The organism is Pseudomonas sp. MF5691 (genome assembly GCF_016405645.1).
In the GTDB taxonomy this organism is placed as follows: domain Bacteria; phylum Pseudomonadota; class Gammaproteobacteria; order Pseudomonadales; family Pseudomonadaceae; genus Aquipseudomonas; species Aquipseudomonas shahriarae.
Genome location: NZ_JAEKDC010000002.1, coordinates 72,035 through 94,825 on the forward strand (window position 1 = coordinate 72,035; position 22,791 = coordinate 94,825).

The following is a 22,791-nucleotide window of genomic DNA, read 5'->3' on the forward strand; positions in this document are numbered from 1 at the left end:
ATCTGGCGCCTGGCCTGCCGCATCGCGGGCAAGCCCGGCTCCCACAGGTTTTGCATTTTCCCGAGAACAGAAATGAGACTGTCCCGCTTTTTCACCGATACCCCGTTGAGCCTTGGCGACCACGAGTTGCCCGAGGCCCAGGCGCACTACATCAGCCGCGTGCTGCGCATGAAGGAAGGCGATGCCGTGCAACTGTTCGACGGTTCTGGCCAGGAATTTCGCGGCAGCCTGCTGGAAGTCGGGAAAAAACGCGTGACGGTGCAACTGACCGAAGCCTTCGCCGGCCAGGTGGAGTCGCCTTTGCACATTCATCTGGGTCAGGGCTTGTCCCGTGGCGAGCGCATGGACTGGGCCATCCAGAAAGCCACCGAGCTTGGGGTCAACGCCATCACACCGATTTTCAGCGAGCGCTGCGAAGTGCGCCTCAAGGACGAACGCGCCGACAAGCGCCTGCTGCACTGGCGCCAGGTCGCAATCAGCGCCTGTGAGCAATGCGGGCGCTCCACGGTGCCGGTGATTCACCCACCGTTGTTGCTGGCCGATTGGTTGAAACAAGCCGAGGCGGATTTGAAGTTGGTGCTGCACCCGGTGGCCGAGCCACTGGTGAGCCATGCCAAACCGTTGAGCCTGGCGTTTTTGATCGGGCCGGAGGGAGGCTTGACCGATGGCGAAGTCCAGAGCGCGCAAAATGCTGGCTTCCACGCCGCACGCCTGGGCCCGCGAGTATTGCGCACCGAGACCGCGCCCGTAGTTGCGCTATCCGTCGCGCAACAACTGTGGGGCGATTTCTAACCCCACTGTGCAAACCCAATCAAAACGGTGGGAGCTGGCTTGCCAGCTCCCACATCGGGATGGGTGGGTTACTCCACCGGATCGCTGACCGGCTTGGCAATAATCGCCTTCAGCTCGCTGGTCATGGGGAATTCCAGGTTCAAGCCCTTCGGCGGGATCGGCTGTTCAAACCAGCGCTGGTAGATCCCATTGATTTCCCCCGAGCTGTACAGCTCGCCCAGGGTCTCGTTGACCACCGCCAGAAACTGCGGGTCGTCCTTGCGCACCATGCAGCTGTAGATTTCCCGCGATTGCTCCTCGCCCACCACCACCCACTTGTGCGGGTCCTTGGCCTTGGCGCGCTCGCCGTAGAGCAACGCATCGTCCATATAAAACGCCACGGCCCGGCCCGATTGCAGCATCTGGAACGCCTCGCCGTGATCCTTGGCGCTGATCACCGACATATCCAGCTTGTGCTCGTGGTTGTAGCTCTTGAGGAAGCGCTCGTTGGTGGTGCCTGCAGTGGTCACCACGTTCTTGCCGCGCAGGTCGGCGAAGCGCTGGATACCGCTGTCCTTGGCAGTGAGCAACTGGCCCTTCACATAGATAAAGCCATAGGAAAACGCCACCTGCTTCTGCCGCTCGGCCGTCACCCCGGTGGAGCCGCACTCCAGGTCAACGGTACCGTTGATCACCAACGGAATACGGGTCTGGGAGGTGACCAGGTTGTACTTCACGTTGAGCTGGGGCACGCCGGTCTTCTGTTGGATACGCTCGACAATCTTGCTCGCCAGGTCCACCGAATAGCCCATGGGCTTGCCGGTATGGTCGCCGACATAGGAAAACGGCACCGACGCATCGCGATAGCCCAGGGTGATGCTCTTGGCGTTCGCGACCTTGGCCAGGGTGCCCGTCAGCGGCGCTTCATTGGCCTGGGCCTGGGCAGTCAACAACAGCCCCAGCGCAGTGCCGATCAACGTGATTTTTTGCATTGTTATTCTCCGTTGGTTTTCTTGTTATGGGCGGCGCACAGCGATGACGCTGATTTCCACCAGCACACTCGGGCGTGCCAGCTCCGCCTGCAGGGTGGTGCGGGTCGGTGCCTGGCCGGGCGTGAGCCAGGCGGACCAGGCATCATTCATCGGCGCAAAGCCCTCCTGAATGTTTTTCAGGTAGATCGTCGCGTTGAGCAGATGATCCTTGTCACTGCCGGCTTCGGCCAGCAACGCATCAATTTTGGTCAGCACCTCTTGGGTCTGGGTGGCGACGTCCTGGCCCTCGCCCGGCACCTGGCCGGAGAGGAATACCAGGTCCTGGTAGGTCACGGCGCCCGACAGGCGACTATTGCTGTTGATCCGGGTGATGGTCATTGCAGTGTCCTATGCGGCGCGGGGCGCGAGGCCCTGCATATCAATGGAAGGGGTATGCCGGCCGATCAGTTCGGCCAACAGCTGGCCGCTGCCACAGGCCAGGGTGAAACCCAGGGCGCCATGGCCAAGGTTGAGCCACAGGTTGCGGTACACACTGGCGCCAATCAGCGGCACGCCGCTGGGGGTGGCCGGGCGCATGCCGGCCCATTCGATGGCCTGGCTGTAATCGCCGGCCAAGGGGAACGTCTCACTGGCCTGGCGCTTGATCAGGGCCAGGCGCTTGGGCTCAAGGCCCGTATCAAAGCCGACGATGTCGACCATCGCCGCCACCCGCAGTTGCTCACCGATCCGTGCGTAGACGATCTTGCGGTCATAGTCGGTGATGCTGATTTTCGGTGCGGCGTGCTGCTCGCCAATCGGCACGCTCAGGCTGTAGCCCTTGAGCGGATACAGCGGCAACGCAATGCCCGGCAAGGCCAGCTCGGGGCTGCGCACCCCCGCCGCCAGCACCAGGTGCTGCACCGGCATCACCTCGCCACCCAACTCAATCGCCTGCACCGTGCCGTTGGCATGGCGGATGCCCGTGACTTTGCGCCCCAGCACAAACCGGCAACGACCCGACGCTTCCAGGCGTGCCGCCAATTGCTGGCAGAAGCTATGACAATCCGCCACTTCTTCATTGGGTGTGTAGATGCCCCCGACAAAGTCCGTGGCCCCCAGGGTCGGTTCCAGGCGCGTGCAATCGGCCGCCGACAGCACTTGCTGTTGCAGGCGATCGAGCACCTTATTGCGAGCGTGTTCAAACGTGTGGTGGCTGCGAAACGTCACCAGCTTGCCGTTGCGTTTCCAGTCGAAACCATCCAGCCCGTCTTCTTCGCGCCACTGCTGCAAGATGCCCTGGCTCAGGCTGGCCAGGCGCAACAAGTGGCCGGCATTGCGCTTGTTTACCGAAGCCCGGCAGGCGCCAAGGAACGAGGCCATCCAACGCCATTGCGCCGGGTCCAGGCGCGGGCGCAGCTTCAAGGGTGAATCACCGCGCAGCAGCCAGCCAATGGCTTGCAGCGGCACACCTTTGTCCGCCAGCGGCGCAACGTAGCGATAGGACAACTGGCCGCCATTGGCAAAGCTGGTCTCGCTGCCCAGGCTGTCGCGGGCCTCGACCACCGTCACGTCCATGCCGGCGCGCACCAGGGCATAGGCACTCGCCAGACCGATGACCCCACCGCCAATGATGCAAACCTGCTGAGCCATGTCGATTCCCAAGCGTTGTAATGAGCGTCCAAGGGTAGGGGCAGGTGACAGGCGCCGGACAATGAATAAAGATGGGCCACCTATAAACAAAGGTTATGGACTCGTCATGCGCTTGCGTCATATCGAAATCTTCCAGGCCATCCGCCAGACCGGCTCGGTCAGCGCCGCCGCGCAGTTGCTGCATGTCTCGCAACCGGCGGTGACCAAGGTGCTGCAACATGCCGAGCTGCAACTGGGCTTCCCGCTGTTCCTGCGCATCCGCGGCAAGCTGCAGCCCACCCCGGAAGCCCTGGCCCTGGAGCGCGAAGTCGATAAGGTCAGCGAAAGCCTGCAAGGCGTGCGGCGCCTGGCGCAGAACCTGCGGCGCGCACCCGGCCAAAGCCTGCGCATCGGCGCTACGCCGGCCCTGGCCTTGTCGCTGCTGCCGCCAGCGATTGGCGAATGGACCCAGCGCTACCCGGACATCGCCTGCGAACTGTCCAGCGCCCACAGCCGTGAGCTGGTGCAAAACCTGTTGATGCGCGAGATGGATGTGGCGCTGACCCTCAAGTCCCCGGACCATCCGGGGCTCAAGGCCCAGGCATTGGCCCACGGCGTGTTGGTGGCCCTGGCGCCACGGGGCTTCTGGCCGGCGGCGGAACTGGGCAAACCCTTGCCCTTGATGGCCCTGGCGGGCGCGCCGTTGATTGGCCTGTCGAGTGCCGACCCACTGTCGGCGCGGCTCGACAGCTACCTGGAAGCGGTCGAGCCGCCGCCGCGCGTGCGGATCTCGGTGCAGACCTATTCCCTGGCCCGCGCCATGGTCGAATCCGGCGCCGGCCTGGCGGTGATCGACCCTTTCACCGCGCTGGGTGCATCCACCGACAGCACCTGCATCCGCCCCCTGGCCCCGCCGTTGCCCATCACCCTGTATGCCCTGACCCGCGCCGACGAACCGCCGCCGCATATGTTGGCGAGCCTGTTGGAGATCTTTGGCAGCCGTGCCCAGGAGCAGTTAGACCGTCTCTAAAACACCACAAAACCCATGTGGGACTGGGCTTTTATGAGAGCTGGCTTGCCTGCGATGCAGGCGCCTCGGTTCATCAGTTAAACCGCAGTGATGCTATCGCAGGCAAGCCAGCTCCCACACAAGCCAGCGGCTACAGTTTCAGAGCACGTAGCGCATGATCGCCACAAAATGCAGCAGGCTGCCGCCAATCACAAACAAGTGCCAGATCCCATGGGAATGCCTTAACCGGTGTTCCAGGGCAAAAAAGATAATCCCCACCGTGTACAACACCCCGCCCGACGCCAGCCAGATAAACCCGTCCATGCCCAGCGCGGCAATCAACGGTTTGACCGCCACCAACACAATCCAGCCCATCACCGCATAAATCACAATCGACAATATGCGCGCCTCGGAACGCGGCTTGATCTCCTGCAGGATCCCGATCACCGCCAGCCCCCAGACAATCCCGAACAGCGTCCAGCCCCACGGCCCGTGCAGGGTCACCAGGCAAAACGGCGTGTAGCTGCCAGCGATCAGCAGGTAGATCGAAAAGTGGTCGACCTTCTGCATGATCGCTTTCTTGCGCCCGCGCACGCTGTGATACACCGTCGAGGCGCTGTACAGCACCAGCAGCGTAACCCCGTAGATCGCCACGCTGACGATCTTCCACGGGCTGCCGTCCATACTCGCCACCACCAACATCCACACCGCGCCGATAAAGGCTGCCACGGCGCCGAGCAAATGGCTCCAGGCGTTGAATCGTTCTCCGTGATACATGTGTCGCCGACCTCCAAAACTGCTGCGTCTACCCCATAAGGCTCAGGCCTGCCAGACGAGAGTGCAAGACCGTTATGACGACTGCGGTACAGATGGCGCTACATGGCTGGGAGCAGCGGGGTTTTGCGGGCACAATCGAACGCATTCGAATAAGAGTCATCGCCATGCTGATCGACGAAGAATTCACCCTCAAGAAACTGGAAATCTTCCTGGCCTTCATGCGCACCGGCAACCTGGCCCGCGCCGCCGCCGAGTTGCAGACCAGCAATGTCAGCGTGCACCGGGCCATCCACTCCCTGGAAAACGCCCTGCGTTGCCCGCTGTTCAAACACGAAGGGCGCAACCTCACCCCGCTGGAAAGCGCCTACGTCCTCGAAGAACGCGCACAGAAGCTGGTGCAAGAGGTGGTCGACAGCGTGCGCCTGACCCGCGAAGCCGCCGGTTTCTCTGCCGAACGTTTCAAGCTCGGCGCCTTGTATTCACTGACGGTCAAGACCGTGCCGCAACTGATCATGGGCCTGAAAATCAGGCGCAGCGAGCTGAATATCGACCTGATCCTGGGCTCCAACGTCGACCTGATGTACAAGCTCAAGAACATGGAAGTGGATGCGATCCTGATCTCCCTCGACGACCAGGCCGTCGAGCCGGACTGCGCGCAGATTCAGCTGTTTTCCGACGACATCTTCCTCGCCACCCCCGCCGACTCGCCCCTGGACCGCGAACAGGAAATCGATCTGGCCCAGGTGCGCGACGCCACCTTCATCACCCTGACCCAAGGCTTCGCCACCCACCAGGACGGTGCGCGGGTGTTCAAGCAGGCGGGCTTCGAGCCGAAGGTGGCGATGCAGGTCAACGACATCTTCACCCTGCTGAGCATGGTCAGCTCGGGCGTTGGCTATGCGCTGCTGCCGGGGAGGATTGCGGCGGTGTATGAGAACCGGGTCAAGCTGATCCCGTTGCAGCCACGCTACCGGTTGCAGCAGCACATTGGCGTGGTGTTCTTGAAGGCCAAGGAGCGTGATCCGAACTTGCTGGCGTTGTTGGCGGAGTGTCGGATGTATGCCAATCGGCAAATTTGAAACCGCCATCGCAGGCAAGTCGAATCGTCGCACCGCAGCTCCCACATTTGAATGTATTCACACATCAAAATGCGGGGGCGGCGGTGCGACTTGCCCGCGATGAGGCCCGATCATTCAATCGAAATGTTGTGCCCTACCCCACCAACCCCCGCATCATCAAAAACAACAACGAAGGCCCCAACAAACACCCCAGCGCCGTATAAAACGCCGCCGTCAGGCAGCCATAAGGCACCAGCTTCGGATCAGTCGCCGCCAACCCGCCAGCCACACCGCTGGAGGTGCCCATCAACCCGCCAAAGATCACCGCACTGCGCGGGCTGTTCAGGCCGATCAGCGGCGCGACGAACGGGGTCATTACCATCACCAAAATGGCCTTGATCAACCCCGCCGCAATCGACAGTGCCATCACCTCGGAACTGGCGCCAATCGCCGCCCCGGTCACCGGCCCGACGATATAGGTCACAGCACCCGCGCCGATGGTGGTCAGGCTCACCGCATCGGTATAACCAAACGCCATGGCCACCCCGACGCCGGCGATAAATGACGAACCGACGCCGACAAACAACGCCAGCACCCCCACATACCCGGCGCGTTTGAGTTCATCGACGCTCACACCAAACGCAGTGGCGACGATGGCAAAGTCCCGCAGCATCGCCCCGCCCAGCAGGCCGATGCCCGACAGCAGCGGGATATCCACCACGCCCTTGGCCCCGCCGGTAAACGCACCGCCCACATAGGACAACACCAGCCCCAGCAGGATCGCGATGGCCGAGCCATGCAGGCGGCCTTTGGTGAAGTTGTCGCTGATCCAGTAGGACACCCACATGGTCAGGCCGATCACCGCAAAACCACTGATCAGGCCGTAGCCGGTGATGACTTTCATCAAGGATTCGTACATGGCGCTCACCCTGCCGACTTGGTGGGAACGACCGCATCCGGCTCACGGTTGCCGATGCGTACCAGCACCGGCACCAGGGCAAATGCCACCACCACCGCACTAGCACCGGCGAGGATCGCCATGGGGCCGCCACTGATCGCGCCATACACGTTTTGCTGGGCTGCCATGGCCACCACAATGGGAATGTACACCGCCGCCCAGAAGCTCACGCCCTGCTCGGATTTGCCGGTAAACAGGCCACGCTTGCCGAGGTAACTGCCCAGGCCGATCAGCAGCAACATCGCGATTCCCACCCCGCCGACGTTGGCCGGAATGCCCATCCATTTGCCCAACAGCTCGCCGACAAACAAGCCTGCAAGGGTACACAAGGCCAGAAACGCCACACCGTAAATAATCATGCTGGTAGTCCTCTTGATGCTTGATCGAAATTGTTGTTTTTGTGCTTCGAAAGCCAAGCTCACGCTTTATCGGTGGTGGCGGCCCTCCTGTTCCAGCAGGGCCTGCAAGGTGTCCAGGCGCGCGCCTTCGAAGGCGATCACGGTGCCTTGCTCAAACACACGCCGCGCCAGGCCAGTGAGGACTGCGCCCGGTGGCAGTTCGATCTGCAGGCGTACACCACGCTCATAGGCGCTTTGCACGGTGCCGCGCCAATCGACGATGCGGCACATGTTGAACGCCAGGTCGTCGCGCAACTGCGCGGGATCACGGATCGGCCGCGCCCGGGTACTGCTCAGGTAAGTGATGGCCGGCGCATGGAGCGCAACCTTGGCGAATGCCTCGGCGAGGGCCTCGGCCGGCTGCTCCAGCAGAGCGCAGTGGGACGGCACGCTGACGGCCAGGCGCTTGGCCACGGCCTGGCCTTTGACACGATCCGCGACACGCTGCATGCCGGTATCGCTGCCGGCAATCACGCACTGGTTGTCGGCATTGATATTGGCCAGGTACACCGGGGTTTGCGTGCTGTGGACCTCGGCGAGCACGCTTTCGACGGTGGATAACTCCAGGCCGATCAGTGCGGTCATGCCATAGCCCTGTGGATAAGCGTGCTGCATCAGTTCAGCGCGCAGGCTGACCAGCCGGAGCGCATCGGCAAACTCCAGGGCGCCCGCGATCACCGCCGCCGGATAGGCCCCGATGGACAGACCCGCCACGTAATCCGGGATGCGTTGCAATTGCCGGGCATGGGCCACGCCGGCGATCAGCAGGCACAGTTGCACAGCGCGGGTGCTGGCCAGGGCGTGCGCCGAATCGAGCTGGCGCACATCTTCGACCAACGCATCACTGGCCTCATCAAGGACGCTGGCGGGCAGTTGCTGGAGCATGCCCGGACGCTGGGCGCCCTGCCCCGGAAACACCAAGAGGCTGCTCATGCCACCGCCTGCCAAGGGTCGCTGACCAAGTGCGCACCGCTGGCGTTTTTCAGCAGCACCCGTTGCGCGGGGCCGGCCCATTCGCGCAAGGCGACAGCGCCATAAGGGGTTTGCAATTGCAGGTCCACGGCACACGGCGCGGTGTTCAGAATCGCCAACAGACCCTCGGCATCGCCGCGATCAAGACGCTCGGGAGTGCGCAGCAGCAGGTCCAGATCGCTCTGGGCATGCAGCGCTTCAATGCCCGTGGCCAACTCGAACCCCGCGCTGCCGGTCACGCCCCAAGCCTCTTGCGCCAGCACCGGCCGCAGTTGATCGAGGGCGCGCAACGCCGGTAGATTCCGGGGCGAAATCACCCCGCGCAGGGCCTCGGGTGTCACTCGCCGTTGCACAGCCGCCAGGGGCATCACGGCCGCAAAACGCTGCTCGCGCAAACGCCCACGCACCCCCACCGCCACGTAGCCCGGATCGACCAGCGCCCGGCGTACCACCACCGGATGCCCCGCCCCGATCACCGCCAGGACCCAGGCCGGTGCGTCAGCAGGCAGGTGCGCCGGGGTCATGCCCCAGAGCAAGTCGTGGGCGTTCACCATTGTTCCCGCAGCAGTTGGCGCACATGGCTGGACGCGGCACGGTTGGCGGCGCCCAGGCGCCCGCGCAAATCGCGCACGCCGCTGTTCTGCACATCCTTGATCGCCTGCACCAGGCAATCCCTGACCCGCGCCAGGTCGTCGACGGTCGGCTGTTCGATCTGGCTGACCGTCAGGGTTTCCCAGAGCAAGCCGAGGCTGGCATAGCTGTCGATGTCATAGGCCATGGGCGGCACGCTGGCGGCCAGGGCTTCCAGTTCTTCGACGCTGCGCAGGGTCACCCGCGCCGCCGAGGCTTTGCCCATGGCGTGCACCATCACCCCAGGGTCGCGCAGGGCGATCAGGCAATTGGCCTGGTAGCCATGGGCGAGAAACGCCCCGGACATGGCCTTGCCCACCAGCAACCCGATCACCGGGTGCCCGGCCAGGCGCGCGCGGGCATAACTGTCTGCCGCCGCCGCCAGGGCTTGATGGATGCCCAGGGCTTCTTCGCGACGGCCATAGGCCTGGCTGGGCACGTCGACGATGGCAACAATCGGGCGTTGATCGCCGCTGGCAATGGCTTCATCCACCGCCTTGGCCAGGCCCCAGCCTTCGAGCAAACCGACTTCCCCCTGGCGCGCCCGGGGGAAGCGGTTGGCAGCATCCGGCACCACCGCGATAAAGCGTACGGCATGCTCGCCGAGTACCCCATCGGCGACTTTCAACGACGCCGGCAAACCCGCCACTGGCGCTGCGCCGGCGCTCAATGCGTTGAACCACTGCAAGCCTCTCATGGGCGTTCTCCCTGATACAGGTCGCGAACCGTGGCCGGTTCGATCTGCGGTTCGGCGTCCAGCGCAGCCAGGCGTGCCAGGTAATAGTCGGCCTGACGGCTGCGTTGCACTGCCGGCAAACCTTGCTGCAACAGTTCACTGATCGGCTGGCGGATCTGCGCCACATCGTCCGCCACATAACGGTCGGCCAAGCCGCTGTTGAAGCGCTGCTCGCCGCCGGTCAGGCTCCAGATAAAGGGCCGGTCACGGGAGTCGTATTCTTCAAGGCCGGCTTCCTGTTCGATCACTTGTGGGCCGTTCAAGCCCAGGCGTGCTTCGCGGGTCACCAGCAAGTAACTGCACAGGCCAGCGGCAATGGACATGCCGCCAAAACAGCCCACGCTGCCGGCCACCACGCCGATCACCGGCTGGTACTGGCGCAGGTCGACAATCGCGGCGTGGATATCGGCAATCGCCGCCAGCCCGAGGTTGGCTTCCTGCAAGCGCACGCCGCCGGTTTCCAGCAGCAACACAGCCCGCGTGGGAATGCCGTTGCGGTTGTCCTCGGCGGCCAGTTCCAGGGCACCGGCGATTTTCGCGCCGCCCACTTCACCCAGGCTGCCGCCCTGGAAGTTGCCTTCGATGGCCGCAATCACCAGCGGCAGGCCGTCGAGCGTGCCCTTGGCGATCACCACCCCATCGTCGGCCTGCGGCACCACGCCCTGGCGACTCAACCACGGCGACATCACGCGCTGGAACGGGTCGATCAGTTCACGGTAGCTGCCGGCATCCAGCAAGGCCTTGGCCCGCTGGCGGGCACCGAGTTCGACGAAGCTGTGCCTATTGAGTAAATCAGTCATGGCCAAGCTCCTCGAAACCTTGCTCCAGGCGCAAACGCACCACGCCGGGGGTGGCGCCAAAATCGTGGATCTGAATGTTCAAGGCCGGTGGGGTCTGTTCCTGGAAGATCCGCTGGAACAGGTGCTGCCAGCGTTGCTCGGCGCCGTTGACCGAGGTTTGCACCTGGATGCTCAAGGTGCCCGCCGTACCTGGTTCCAGCAACACTTCAAGGTCGCCGGAACCGACGCAACCCACCAGCGCGCGGCCTTTGGGCGGCTGCCCGGCGGGGAATTCAAAAGATAGGGTTTCCATCAAAACGCTCCGTCGCAAGACTCGATGCGGTCGATAAACAGGCACGCGGCCAACAGGTCGGCGGCGCCACCGGGGGAAGCATTCAGCGCCAGCAGTTGCTGGTCCAATTCATTGAGGCGACGCCGCCCCGCCAGGCTCGCGCTGCCGCCCGCATCCAACACGGCCTGGGCGCCTAGTTGCATGGCCTGCAGGCCGTCGGTGCCGGCGCGGTAGAGCACGCAGGTGTCGGCCAGTTGGGTCATGATCGCCAACAGTGCGTCGAGGCGCGCGTTCTGCTCGCCGTGGTGCTGCAGGCGGCTTGCATGCAGTTGCGGCAGGCCGCGTTGCAGCACGGCGGGGAAGCCCAGTTGCGCTTCTTCGCGGGCGCCACGCACGCCATAGCGTTGCGCGACTTGCGCGCCGTGGCTGAGCGGTTGCGGTGCAAAACGGTCATTGAGCAGGGCCAGGCGCGCAGCCCGCAGGCTCAGGGCACTGGCGTGACGGGAGGTGGGGTCCAGCGCGGCAGCGGCCACCAGCAGACCGAGGGCCCAGATCGCGCCACGGTGGGTATTCACGCCCTGAGTGGTGGCGAGCATCGCCTGCTCGCCTTCGCGGCCGATCCGTCCGAGGGCTTCGCGTAGCGGCAGGCCAATCTCACCCAAGGCAATCGCCGCTTCGGCCATTTCCTTGAAGGCCGGCCACAAGGACAGCGCCGAGGCGTGCATCAGGCCCAGGTGTAGATCCTGATGGGCGCCATTGCCGCGCCGATCCACCAGCGCCGGTTTGGGCGACAGGTCCGCTTCGTCGATCAGCGCCTCGACCGCCAGGTCCGCCAGTTGCTCGGCCAGGGTCAGTGTGTGCAGTTTGAGTGCGTGCATTTACCAGCTCCTGAACTTGGCGGGCGGGTTGTACAGGCCACCGGACCAGTCCACCAGGTCGGCCACGCTTTTGGCCGCCAGCAGTTCGCGGGTGGCATCGGTGCGGCGGATGCCGAGGTCTTCGGGCAAGGCGATCAGGCCTTCGCGGCGCATGCGCGCAGTGTCCTTGGGGTTGTGGCGCAAGCCGATGACGGTCACCCCGGCGACCGCCGCGATCATCGCCTGGCGCTCTTCCAGGGAGCGCGCCTTGTACAGGTAGGCGATGCCTTCTTCGGTGAGCAAGTGGGTCACGTCGTCGCCGTAAATCATGATCGGCGCCAGGGGCATGCCGCTTTTGCGCGCCACTTCCACCGCGTCGAGGGTGTCGACGAAGGTCGGTTTGCCGCCCTCCTGGAAGGTCTCGACCATTTGCACCACCAGTTTTTTGCCGCGTTCCAGCAAGGCTTCGGGGGCGTCGTCATGGCGCATGTCGAGCCAGGCCGGGGTGCCGTGGCGGCGCCCGCGCGGGTCGTGGCCCATATTCGGCGCGCCACCAAACCCGGCGAGCCGGCCACGGGTCACGGTGGACGAATGACCGTCACCATCCACCTGCAAGGTGGCGCCGATAAACAGGTCCACCGCGTATTGCCCCGCCAGTTGGCAGAACATCCGGTTGGAGCGCAACGAGCCGTCGCGACCGGTGAAGAACACATCCGGGCGCGCGGCGATGTAGTTTTCCATGCCCAGTTCGGTGCCGAAGCAATGCACGCTTTCGACCCAGCCACTTTCGATGGCGGGGATCAGCGTCGGGTGCGGGTTGAGGGTCCAGTTGCGGCAGATCTTGCCTTTAAGGCCCAGGGACTCGCCGTAGGTCGGCAGGATCAGTTCAATCGCGGCAGTGTTGAAACCAATGCCATGGTTCAGCGACTGCACATTGTGTTTTTCGTAGATGCCACGGATCGCCATCATCGCCATCAACACATGCACCGGCTTGATATGCCGGGGGTCGCGGGTGAACAGCGGTTCGATATAGAAGGGTTTGTCGGCCACCACCACGAAATCCACCCAACTGGCCGGGATGTCCACACGGGGCAAGTCGCTGACGTCGTCGACCAATTGGTTGACCTGCACGATGACGATGCCATCGCTGAAGGCCGCCGGTTCGATCAGCGCCGGGGTGTCTTCGGTACTGGGGCCGGTGTAGATATTGCCGGCGCGGTCGGCCATAAAGCCGGCGGACAGCACCACGTTGGGGATCAGGTCTACGACCAGTCGCGCATAGAGTTCGATGTAGGTGTGGATCGCGCCGACTTCCAGCAGGCCATCTTCAAGGAGCTGGCTGATGCGCAGGGATTGGGTGCCGGCAAACGAGAAATCGAGTTTGCGTGCGATGCCCTTTTCAAACAGGTCCAGGTGCTCGGAACGCCCGACGCTGGGCATGATCATGTGCAAGTCATGGAGCACGGCCGGGTCGGCCTTGGCCAGGGAGCGCGAGAGAAAGTCAGCCTGCTTCTGGTTATTGCCCTCCAGCACCACCCGGTCGCCGGGCAGGATCAGGGCTTGCAGGGCCTCGACGATCCGGTCGCTGGGCAGCACGGCCCCGTCGGCAAACGCCTGCACCAGCCCGAGCCGCCGCCGCTTCTCGTCGCGGCGCCGCGTCCAGCGCGAGTCGGGGGTTATTGTTGTTGTCATGATCGCTCCACGGGTTCGCTGTCGTGGAGCTCACCATAGGAGTGAATCGGGGGGGTATCAATCAAGCTCGGTGGTGGACTGTTACGGTTGGAGTAACGGTCAGGAGCGCCGCCATTCCATGCGCTGGCGCCACACGGTCCAGCCCATCGCAATGCCCGCTACGCCATGGAACCCCAGCACCGCCGCCAGGCTCCAGCTCACCAGCCCCCAAATCGCCTGCACGTACACGGGCAGCAGAAACAGCAACAGCCCAAACAACACGGCCACGCCCAGCTGTTCCCACTTCATCAACCGACGCAGATAGGAGACGATCGCACAGCCCGACGCTGCGCCCAGGAAAACCAGCAACAGGCCCGACACGACATGCCCCGTTACCACAGGCCAACCGAAGAACCACAAGAGCAGGCAGAGCGCAGACAAGGCAAGTGAGCACATGAGGATAAACACGAACAGGTATTCAAAGATCCTCAGGCCCCAGCCGCGGACGAAGTTGCGGGTCTTTTGGAGCTCGGCCTTGCTCGGTCCTTTCGAGATAGCCACCGCCAGCAGGCCCGAGCCCAGGCCGCCCAGGGTCATGACTATAAAGTTGGTCACAACCCCTTTGATTTCTTTGCCGGTGGCGCTGAGCGTCAGCAGTTCCAGGTGCCCCAGAATCAACACCGCACCTACGGACGTGATCCCAAACCCTAAGAGCTTGCCGCGCCTGGTCGGGTGTTTCATCGTCACGCTGGCGGTGATCACCAGCACCACAAGCCACATTATGAAAGCGAAGGTAAATGGGTTGAGGTTATACAGCCGGGCAAATACATCAAATAGCCACATTGTGTTGTTGCTTCCACCGAAAGACTCCTTGGGTTATCGGCGGGTTTACGTGGGGCTTTACCCGAGCAGGCATCAGTCCCAAAAAGGGAACGAACGGTCCCTTTCTGGGACTGATCAAGTTTTACGCAGCGGCCGCAGGCGATATTTGCTCCAGCGCACGCTCGACCAGCAGTTGGCCCAGTTCGGTCATTTGTTGGATGGCCAGGAGTACGCCGCGCTGGGCGCCGTTGAGCTCAAAGGCCAGGGCGCAGGTCAGGGCGTTGAGGGAGGCGAGGGTTTCGCTGGCGTTGACCAGCAGGGTTTCGGTGTTCTGGTGTGGGTTGACGGTGAAGATACTGGATGAGGTAGGTGGGTTGGGGGTGGGTTTGATCATGGTGAACATCTCCGATATGTGAAGGAGACTGACACCACTTGCTTGCACGCAAATCGGGTGGCAGCTGTGCGCAGGTGTGCAAGACCGGGCATATCGGCCCCCGGCAGACCCGAAGGTCTCCCACGCACAGCCGCCATAACAAACACAGCAGGCATAAAAAACGCCCGTTGAATGGCTATGGGCGTTGGTGCGCCGATATGTAACCGGACTTGCACGTCCGTGTCACCGTTTTTTGCGATGACCGACCAAGCCTAGGCGCGAAGGCGGCGAGCGACAAGTTCATGGGCGGCGCGTAAACGTGCGGGAAAAATCTGAAGGCATCATGCCGCACGATCATTCCTACAGGTTTTGGGGGTTGTTGCTCGGACATCGCCTCACTAGCCTTTTGTATCCGAACCCTTTTGCCCACACTAAAAATGAATGCCTATAGACATACAAAGCATTCAATATTGACTGCCTATAAACATACATATAGCCTGAAAATGTATGCCTATAGGCATTCGATAAATTAAGATCAACGATGCAAACACATCCGCAATTTCGCGGTGTGAACATCTGATAGGCAAATACGGGTGCCCCCATGACCTCCTCCTCACTCAACGAACTGCGCCTTGCCCAAGTAGAAAAGGCCCTGGAGCCGTTTGAAACACTAAGCGGTAAATCCACCCCGCCTGGAGGATGGCTGCGCTCGATCAGAGAATCATTGGGCCGATCGCTGAGGTCCCAGGCAGCCCTGCTTGGCGTTGCCTTTGCGACGTTGCAGCAGTCGGAGCAGGCCGAAGCCGATGATCGCATCACACTCGCCCAGTTGCGTAAGTTGGCGGCAGGTCTGGACTGTGAGCTTGTTTACGCTCTGGTGCCAAGAAAACCGCTGCGCGAGATGGTGCAGGCGCGCGCCGAGGTACTGGCCAGGCAAGAAGTGATGGGTGTCGCTCATACGATGGGCCTCGAAAACCAGCGCCCGTCAGATACGTTCGTCGAGCGTCAGGTGGCCGCTCGCCGTATGGAATTGCTCCGCGGCTCATGGGCTCGATTGTGGCGATAGTACTTGAGCTGAAACCCGGCCAAACACCCCTGGATCCCGACGAAGTAGCAGGGCTCAAGCCTAGGCACATCACCACCCAAGGCGAGCTGGATGAATGGGAAGCTGCAAACATCCTCAAGGCAATGCGTTGGCTGGGGCGACAAAACAAGCTTGATGTCTTGAATGAACATTTCTGCCGTCAACTCCACGTCAGAATGTTCAGTGATACATGGAAATGGGCTCGGACATTCAGGCACTCCGACAAAAATATCGGCTGCGACTGGACGAAGATTTCAGTCAACCTACGTCACCTTCTAGACAACACAACGTATTGGCTGGAACACGATGTATTCCCGTGCGAAGAGGTTGCTGTCCGCTTCCATCACCAACTGGTTTCACTGCACCCATTCCCCAATGGCAACGGTCGCCACGCGCGCTTGATGGCTGACTGCCTGCTCAGACAACAAGGGCTCGCACTTTTCTCCTGGGGAAGCGCTAACCTGATCGCCGCCAATGAAGTCCGTATGCGCTACATCCAGGCACTGCGCGCAGCCGATCTGAACGATTACGGCCTGCTTCAAGCTTTCGTGCGCAGCTAGCTGTGGAAGGTCTCCACACATTGGGTCTTCAGAGGTGCTGAGAACGGGGGTTCAGGCCAGGCCAGCTTCGACCAGCAGCGCTTCCAGCCCCATCAGGTCCGGCACTTTCGCCACATGCTCGCCGACCTGTACCGCCGCCAGTTCCAGCGGCGACAGGGGGACGTCCACATAGCTCAACTGGCTGTCGAGCTTGTACGAGCGGGGAATGCCCTGGATCACCAGCGCAATAAACTTCAATGTCGGGCGCCCGCCCAGGGCGTTGAGCACGACGATTCGTGCGCGTTCGCTGACGACGCTGGAGCCACCGCAGGCCGCTTCAAAGCTGATCAGGGGCAGTTGCTGGTCGCGCCAGGTCACTGGCCGCAAGTACCACGGCGGGGCGTCGCTGGCCGGTTCGCCGCGCTGGAAGTCGATCAGCTCGGCCACCGCCACGTTGGGCAGCAGCAGGTTGCGGTCGGCCAGAGGCAGCAGCAAGCCGGTGAGTTGACTGGTGCGGTGGTCAAGCATGTTTCGGGCTCCAGTAGGCGATGCTTTCGAGCAACACCGACTCTTGATAGGGCTTGCCAAGGTAGTCGTTGACGCCAATCGCCATGGCCCGGTCGCGGTGTTTCTGGCCGGTGCGCGAGGTGATCATAATGATCGGCAGGCGCGCGAGCCGCGGGTCGTTGCGCACCTGGATCGCCACTTCAAAACCATCCATGCGCGGCATTTCGATGTCCAGCAACATCAGGTCGGGGGTGTGTTCTTCAAGCAAGGCGATGGCGTCGATGCCGTCCTTGGCGGTCAGTACGTTCATGCCGTTGCGTTCCAGCAGGCGGCTGGTGACTTTGCGTACGGTCACCGAATCGTCCACCACCAGCACCAGCAACCGCTGTTTTTTCTGCGGTTCGTTGACCGCCAATGCGGTGTCCGCCGCCTGGGCCGGCAAGGCCGGGGCCAGGGCGCGGATATGCGCCAGCAGGTCGATGATCAACACCACCCGGCCATCGCCGAGGATGGTCGCCCCCGACAGCCCCTGCACCGCCGCAAACTGCGGGCCGAGGCCCTTGACCACGATTTCCCGGGTGCCGGCCATGTCGTCCACCTGCACCGCAATGTACCGCTCGTTGCACTGCATCAGCAGCACTGGCAGCGGCTGGCTTTGCCCCAACAGCTTGGGCCGGGCCACGGTGTGCAGCAACTCGCCCAGGTAATACAACTCGTAGTGCTGGCCGGCGTATTCATACACCGGCGGGTCCAGTTGGTAATGCCCTTCCAGCTCATTGGGCAGCACGCGCACCAGGCCCTGGATGGTGTTCAGCGGAATCGCGTACTGATCCTCAAAGCACTGCACCATCAATGCCCGGTTGACCGACACGGTAAACGGCAGGCGAATACGAAAGTGCACGCCCTGCCCCGGCGTGGAGTCGATCACCATGCTGCCGCCCAGTTGGCGCACTTCTTCATGCACCACGTCCATGCCCACGCCGCGCCCGGAAATCTGGGTGATTTTTTCGGCGGTGGAGAAGCCCGGCTGCAAGATGAACTGCAACACGTCGCGATCGCTGATCTCCATCTCCGGGTCCAGCAGGCCGCGCTTGATCGCCTTGCGCCGCACCGCATCCAGAGGCACGCCCGCACCGTCGTCACGCATGTCGAAGATGATGTCACCGCCTTCGTGGCTCAGGTCCAGGGTGATCCGGCCCTTCTCCGGCTTGCCCGCCAACAACCGCGCATCCCGCGATTCCAGGCCATGGTCGACGGCGTTGCGCAGCATATGCTCCAGGGGCGCGGCCATGCGTTCCAGCACGTTGCGGTCCATCTCGCCCTCGGCATTGCCGACCACGAATTCCACGTCCTTGCCCAGTTCGCCGGCCACTTGCCGCACGATACGCTTGAGGCGCGGCAGCATGCGCTCGAACGGCACCATGCGCGTGCGCATCAGGCCCTCTTGCAACTCGGTGTTGATCCGCGCCTGTTGCTGCAACAGGTTTTGCGCGTCCTGGTTACGCTGGTCGAGGGTCTCCTTGAGGTCCAGCAGGTCCGAGGCTGACTCGGACAACGCACGGGACAACTGTTGCAACTGAGAATGACGATCCATTTCCAGCGGGTCGAATTCTTCATAGCCCAGGCGCTCGGTTTCGGCGTGCTGACGGCTGAGGATGCGCCCCTGGGTCTCGGTATCGAGGCGGCGCAGTTGGTCGCGCATACGCTCGATGGTGGTTTCCACCTCGCTGAGGGCGGCGCGGGCATCGTTGACCTGCTGCTCGATACGCCCACGGAAAATCGAGGTTTCACCGGCCAGGTTGACCAGATCATCCAGCAGCTCGGCAGAGATTTTCACCATGTCCGCGCCCGGCTCGCTGGCTGCCGGCGCTTCCGGTTTGCTGGCGACCATGGCGACCGGTACCGCCTGGTCTTCGCTGGGCTGGACCAGGCTTTTGATGCGTTCGATCAGGCGTTCCACCGAGCCGACCGGCAACCCCGCCGCCACCGCCTCGACCATCTGCGCCAGACGGTCATGGCAGCCTTGCAGCAGCGCGAACAGCTCGCTGGTGGGCGCCAGCAAGCCCGCCGACAGGCCTTCGTAGAGAAACTCCAGCTCATGGGCCAGGTCACCGATCGGGCCGATTTCGACCATGCGCGCGCCGCCCTTGAGGGTGTGCAGGTCGCGCAGCAGGGTCTCGACTTCCTGACGGCCCTGGGGCTCGGCCTGCCAGCGCAACAGCGCGGCGCCGGAGCTGTCGAGGATGTCGGCCGCTTCTTCAAGAAAGATATCCAGCAGCTCGGGATCACTGCCGGCCCCCTGCGCCTCGGGTGCAGTGGGCGCCGCGACCGGCGCAGCGTTCTGGCGCACCTCGCGCAAGCGGCTGATCAGGGCGTTGGAGTCGCTCAGGGGTTGCTGCTCTTGCAACTGCTCCAACTGCAAGGCCAGGTGTTCGTGGCTGTCCATCAACACTTGCGCTATTTCACCGGAGTAGCTGTAGCGCCGGTCCACCAGGCCCTCGTAAAGGCTTTCCAGTTCCTGGGCCAGATCGCCCACCGGGCCGATTTCGGCCATGCGCGCGCCGCCGCGCAGGGTATGCAGGTCCCGTTGCAGGGACGACAGCGGCGCCACGCCGTCGGGCTCCAGCAACCAGCGCTTGAGGGATTGCCCGGCGCTGTCGAGGATATCCACCGCTTCCTCAAGGAAAATCTCGACGATTTCATCGTCCACCGCCCAGTCCTGTTGCAACTGCGTGGTGGCCGCCCCCAGTTCGGCAATGCTCAATGCGCGGCTGCCGTCGGTTTTGATCAGGCCGGTGGCGCTGGGGTCCAGCCCTTCATCGAGCAACTCGCGCAAGGCTTTCATGCGCGCCGATGCCGGGCTGACTTCCTGGCCGGCCGCCAGTTGGTCGAGCATGTTGATCAGGGCTTCATGGGCCTGCTCGGCCTCCTGGAAAAACCGCTCGCTGACCGCCAGGCTGCTCTCTTCCACTGCGCCATAGAGGTCGAGCAAGGCTTCGCACAGCTCATCCATCGGGTGCAGGTCGGCCAGGTGCGCGCCCTCGCCCAGGGTGGTCAGCTCGTCCAGCAATGCGCTGAGTTCCTGGCGCTCGCCAGGGTGTTGCTGCCAGCGCCGCAGCAGGCTTTCGGCGTCGAGCAGGATGTCCATGCCCTGGGCCAGGAAGTTGCTGATCAAGTGTGGGTCGCGCTTGACCCGCAGGCCGGCGCTCGGCGCATTGAGCACCGCTTCGAGATGGCTGTCGAGGTGCGCCTGGGTGCGCTTGATCAAGTCGGCCGCGCCGTTGATGGGCACCAGAGGATCGCTGTCCAACTGGCGCAGGCCGCGCTGGAACAAGGCTTCGCCCTCCAGCAGCAGTTCGATTTCATCCAGGTCCAACGGCAAGCGATGGGCCTTGTATTCACGGGTCAGGTGGTCCAACGGCCGCGCCAGTTCGGCGATGGGCAGCACCCCCGCCATGTAGGCGCTGCCCTTGAGGGTATGCAGGGCGCGTTGCAACTCATCGCTGACGGGCAGCGGCATCTGTTCGGTGGCCTGGTGCAAAAACTGGTTGAGGCTGTCCAGGTGGCTCTGCGCTTCGTTGCGGAAAATTTCCAGCAGCAGCGGGTCGAGTGCGCTGTCGTCCGGCTCCATGGCTTCGGGTAACGGCGCGCCACTGGCCAGGGCATGGGCGCGCGCGGCAAGCAGGTCGACATCATCGCGCTGGCGCTGGGCGTCGGCGGCGAACTCGGCGATCAGCGCCGGCAAGAGCACCAGCACATCATCCAGTACGGCCTGGACCTCGGCACCCGGCGCGACCACCCGCTCGAGCACGCGGTTCAGCAGGTTTTCCACGGCCCACGCCAGCTCCGCCAGCACCAGGGCTCGCACCATGCGCCCACTACCCTTGAGGGTATGGAAGGCACGGCGCATATCGCTCAGGGCGGTCTTGTCTTCGAGGCTGGCAGCGCCTTGGGGTATCAAGCGCTGCAGCACTTCCAATACTTCGGCGGTTTCTTCCAGGAACACTTCGCGCAGTTCATCATCCACCGACTCTTCGTCGGCCGGTGGCGGCAACAGGCTGCCCGGGCGTTGCAGTGCCGGCGGGTTGAGGCGCGGCGTCGGGCTGGCGAGCGCCTGTGCCAGTGTCTGGGTGTTATCCGTGGTTTCATCGCTCAACGCCGAGCGCTCCTGGCGCCAGGTCTGCTGGGCCTGCAGCGGCGCGTAACCCAGCGCCGCGAGGCCTTCGTAAGCGATGTCCAAGACGCGTTCGCCGGGCGCGTCCGGGTCCTGGAGCATGCGTTCGAGGTAGTGCTCCAGGCTGGTGAGCACGTCGGCAAGATGCTCGAGTTGTGCCGCAGAGGGCGCAGTGTCCTGGACCATCAACTGCTCATCCACGTAGTCATTAAAACCACGCATCAGGCTCGCCGCACGGGGCAGCGGAATCATTGCCAGGGCGCCACGCACCTGGGTCAGCAGCTCTGGCAGGGATTCCAGACGTTGTGTATCCCATTGCGCCTCAAGGCAGTCAATGATCAACTCCCGCGCCTGCTTGAGGCACTGGCACGATTCCTTGATCACCAACTGGTGGATCTGGGTCAGGTCGGTGGTGGGCAGGCGGCTGTCTTCACGGTTTTGCGGCTCGACAGTGCCGACCATCCCGGCCAGGGTCGCTTCGACATAAAGCAGGGCCCCGGCGACATCCATCAACACCGCGTCGTTGGGCTCGCGCTGCCCCTGGGCCAGGCCCTGGACCACCGCCAACTGGTCGATGATGACTTTGCGCGGCTGGCCAAAGCCAAGCACCGCCAGGGTATCGGCGATCTGGCGCAAGGGCGCCAACAGGCTGTCGAGGTCCGCGATGTGCTGGCGGTCGCTGCGCACAAACAGGTCCAGGCGTTCCTTGACCCGTACCAACTCCTCACACAACGCGCCGAGCACCGAGCCCATGGCATTGCGGTCAGGCCCGGCCAGGCGCGCGCGCTCGGCATCGACCACGGTGCTGTCGGGCAAGGCTTCATCCAGGCCGTAGCGTTCCTTGAGGCTTTGCATGCGCGGCGTCGGCCGGGTGACTTTGGCGATATAAAACAGCAGGCTCTTGAGCAACTGGTCCGGCGCCGGGCTGTTGATCCCTTCGATGCCCTGGGTTTGCAGGCGCTTGAGCACCTTGTCGCAGCTCTTGAGCAGGCTGCGCAATGCCGGGCTATTGGCGATCACGCCAGTGAGCATGCCTTCGGCCAGCGCCGAGGTGACTTGCCACAACGGCAGCAATGGCGCGCCGTGACACAGTGCTTCCAGTTGGGCGAAGACCCGTGCCATGTCTTCCAGGTTGCTCGGGCCGTGATCTTCACGCAGCAGCCCGGCCAGGCCCTGTTGCAGCATTTGCCGCCAGTGCTGCAGTTGCTCGGCAAAGTCGGCCGGTGCCCGCTGGGCCAGGGCGTCATCGGGCAGCGGGGCAATCACCAGCAGTTGCGGGCTGAACAGGCTGGTTTCCGAGAGCAGGCTTTTGCCATGCACGCTGCGCAGGTCGTTGAGCAGCGGCAACACCACCAGGGGCAGGTCGCGCCGGGCGCTGTGCACGCGGTCCAGGTACAACGGCAGTTGCCCGAGGGCCTGTTGCAGCAGGCGGATACCTTCTTCGCGCTGGCTGACGTGCCCGGCTTGCAGGGCCTGGGCCAGGTGCTCCATTTCTTCGGCGAGCAGTGCCGCGCCGTAGAACTCGACCATCTGCAGGGCGCCGTGGACCTGATGAATGCCCTCCAGGCACTGCGCGAGGGCTTGCTCGCTGGCATCGTCGGCAAAGGCGTCCAGTGCCGCACGGGCCTGCTTCAGGGTGTCGGCGATCTCGCCCTTGACCCATTCGAGGGCGACGTAGTCGTGCCGGTCAACCATAACGACTCCCGTCTGAATGGGTGAAAAGTGAGAATCCATGTGGGAGCGGGCTTGCTCGCGAAAGCGCTGGGTCAGTCGGCACATTAGGT

General features: G+C 63.2%; 22 protein-coding genes. 5 read left to right on the top strand and 17 right to left on the bottom strand.

Annotated features, from left to right (window positions below; translation table 11 throughout):
- Positions 1-72 precede the first annotated feature (72 nt).
- Positions 73-792 carry a 16S rRNA (uracil(1498)-N(3))-methyltransferase gene (locus JFT44_RS02990; protein WP_198830341.1) on the top strand — a complete coding sequence of 240 codons (720 nt, stop codon included), beginning with the start codon at positions 73-75 and terminating at the stop codon, positions 790-792.
- A gap of 68 nt (positions 793-860) precedes the next feature.
- On the opposite strand, the gene JFT44_RS02995 is transcribed toward JFT44_RS02990, so the two are convergent.
- The 3 genes from JFT44_RS02995 to JFT44_RS03005 are packed head-to-tail and all read right to left on the bottom strand — an operon-like array spanning position 861 to position 3,392.
- Entirely contained in the window at positions 861-1,763 is a 903-nt protein-coding gene (locus tag JFT44_RS02995) for a transporter substrate-binding domain-containing protein (protein WP_057960864.1), read from the bottom strand.
- Positions 1,764-1,787: 24 nt separating this feature from the next.
- Entirely contained in the window at positions 1,788-2,141 is a 354-nt protein-coding gene (locus tag JFT44_RS03000) for a RidA family protein (RefSeq protein ID WP_198830342.1), read from the bottom strand.
- 9 nt (positions 2,142-2,150) lie between these two features.
- Positions 2,151-3,392, bottom strand: a complete 1,242-nt coding sequence (locus JFT44_RS03005; protein ID WP_198830343.1) for a D-amino acid dehydrogenase — start codon at positions 3,390-3,392, stop codon at positions 2,151-2,153.
- 106 nt (positions 3,393-3,498) lie between these two features.
- Between JFT44_RS03005 and JFT44_RS03010 the strand changes: the two genes are divergently transcribed.
- The gene (locus JFT44_RS03010; protein WP_057960866.1) at positions 3,499-4,401 is read left to right on the top strand and encodes a LysR family transcriptional regulator; all 903 of its coding nucleotides are present in this window, start codon (positions 3,499-3,501) and stop codon (positions 4,399-4,401) included.
- A 138-nt stretch (positions 4,402-4,539) separates the two neighbouring features.
- Here JFT44_RS03010 and JFT44_RS03015 read toward each other — a convergent pair whose 3' ends face one another.
- Positions 4,540-5,157 carry a hemolysin III family protein gene (locus JFT44_RS03015; protein ID WP_057960867.1) on the bottom strand — a complete coding sequence of 206 codons (618 nt, stop codon included), beginning with the start codon at positions 5,155-5,157 and terminating at the stop codon, positions 4,540-4,542.
- Between the two features lie 164 nt (positions 5,158-5,321).
- Here JFT44_RS03015 and JFT44_RS03020 point away from each other — a divergent pair, with 164 nt between their 5' ends.
- On the top strand, positions 5,322-6,236 hold the full coding sequence (locus JFT44_RS03020) for a LysR substrate-binding domain-containing protein (protein WP_057440356.1): 915 nt from the start codon (positions 5,322-5,324) through the stop codon (positions 6,234-6,236).
- A gap of 133 nt (positions 6,237-6,369) precedes the next feature.
- On the opposite strand, the gene madM is transcribed toward JFT44_RS03020, so the two are convergent.
- From madM to JFT44_RS03075, 11 genes are all read right to left on the bottom strand, one after another.
- Complete coding sequence (gene madM, locus JFT44_RS03025) at positions 6,370-7,134, bottom strand: malonate transporter subunit MadM (protein ID WP_057960868.1); 765 nt, start codon at positions 7,132-7,134, stop codon at positions 6,370-6,372.
- A 5-nt stretch (positions 7,135-7,139) separates the two neighbouring features.
- Complete coding sequence (gene madL, locus JFT44_RS03030) at positions 7,140-7,532, bottom strand: malonate transporter subunit MadL (RefSeq protein ID WP_057960869.1); 393 nt, start codon at positions 7,530-7,532, stop codon at positions 7,140-7,142.
- A 66-nt stretch (positions 7,533-7,598) separates the two neighbouring features.
- The gene (gene mdcH, locus JFT44_RS03035) at positions 7,599-8,504 is read right to left on the bottom strand and encodes a malonate decarboxylase subunit epsilon (protein ID WP_120734278.1); all 906 of its coding nucleotides are present in this window, start codon (positions 8,502-8,504) and stop codon (positions 7,599-7,601) included.
- Positions 8,501-9,097, bottom strand: coding sequence for a malonate decarboxylase holo-ACP synthase (locus JFT44_RS03040; RefSeq protein ID WP_120734279.1), 597 nt, complete (start codon positions 9,095-9,097; stop codon positions 8,501-8,503). The genes mdcH and JFT44_RS03040 overlap by 4 nt, the downstream gene beginning before the upstream one ends.
- Positions 9,091-9,870: a biotin-independent malonate decarboxylase subunit gamma gene (gene mdcE, locus JFT44_RS03045; RefSeq protein WP_198830344.1), complete on the bottom strand. Its 780-nt coding sequence runs from the start codon at positions 9,868-9,870 to the stop codon at positions 9,091-9,093. Before mdcE ends, JFT44_RS03040 begins: the two co-directional genes overlap by 7 nt.
- On the bottom strand, positions 9,867-10,709 hold the full coding sequence (locus tag JFT44_RS03050; RefSeq protein WP_198830345.1) for a biotin-independent malonate decarboxylase subunit beta: 843 nt from the start codon (positions 10,707-10,709) through the stop codon (positions 9,867-9,869). The genes mdcE and JFT44_RS03050 overlap by 4 nt, the downstream gene beginning before the upstream one ends.
- Positions 10,702-11,001, bottom strand: a complete 300-nt coding sequence (locus tag JFT44_RS03055; protein WP_057960874.1) for a malonate decarboxylase subunit delta — start codon at positions 10,999-11,001, stop codon at positions 10,702-10,704. Before JFT44_RS03055 ends, JFT44_RS03050 begins: the two co-directional genes overlap by 8 nt.
- Complete coding sequence (locus JFT44_RS03060; protein WP_057960875.1) at positions 11,001-11,858, bottom strand: triphosphoribosyl-dephospho-CoA synthase; 858 nt, start codon at positions 11,856-11,858, stop codon at positions 11,001-11,003. The genes JFT44_RS03055 and JFT44_RS03060 overlap by 1 nt, the downstream gene beginning before the upstream one ends.
- Positions 11,859-13,529 (bottom strand): malonate decarboxylase subunit alpha, encoded by a 1,671-nt coding sequence (gene mdcA / locus JFT44_RS03065; RefSeq protein WP_120734282.1) that lies wholly within the window; start codon positions 13,527-13,529, stop codon positions 11,859-11,861. It abuts the gene before it with no gap.
- 99 nt (positions 13,530-13,628) lie between these two features.
- Positions 13,629-14,351 (bottom strand): hypothetical protein, encoded by a 723-nt coding sequence (locus tag JFT44_RS03070; RefSeq protein WP_198830346.1) that lies wholly within the window; start codon positions 14,349-14,351, stop codon positions 13,629-13,631.
- Between the two features lie 121 nt (positions 14,352-14,472).
- The gene (locus tag JFT44_RS03075; protein WP_057960971.1) at positions 14,473-14,724 is read right to left on the bottom strand and encodes a DUF6124 family protein; all 252 of its coding nucleotides are present in this window, start codon (positions 14,722-14,724) and stop codon (positions 14,473-14,475) included.
- A 580-nt stretch (positions 14,725-15,304) separates the two neighbouring features.
- Here JFT44_RS03075 and JFT44_RS03080 point away from each other — a divergent pair.
- Together JFT44_RS03080 and JFT44_RS03085 are read left to right on the top strand one after the other, a co-directional pair.
- A complete protein-coding gene (locus JFT44_RS03080) occupies positions 15,305-15,769 on the top strand; it encodes a mobile mystery protein A (protein WP_057440363.1) in 465 nt (154 codons plus the stop codon).
- Entirely contained in the window at positions 15,748-16,347 is a 600-nt protein-coding gene (locus JFT44_RS03085; protein WP_057960878.1) for a mobile mystery protein B, read from the top strand. Before JFT44_RS03080 ends, JFT44_RS03085 begins: the two co-directional genes overlap by 22 nt.
- Before the next feature lie 51 nt (positions 16,348-16,398).
- Here the strand turns inward: JFT44_RS03085 and JFT44_RS03090 are convergent, their stop codons facing one another.
- A complete protein-coding gene (locus JFT44_RS03090) occupies positions 16,399-16,854 on the bottom strand; it encodes a chemotaxis protein CheW (RefSeq protein ID WP_120734284.1) in 456 nt (151 codons plus the stop codon).
- Positions 16,847-22,702, bottom strand: coding sequence for an Hpt domain-containing protein (locus JFT44_RS03095; protein WP_198830347.1), 5,856 nt, complete (start codon positions 22,700-22,702; stop codon positions 16,847-16,849). Before JFT44_RS03095 ends, JFT44_RS03090 begins: the two co-directional genes overlap by 8 nt.
- Between the last annotated feature and the right edge of the window lie 89 nt (positions 22,703-22,791).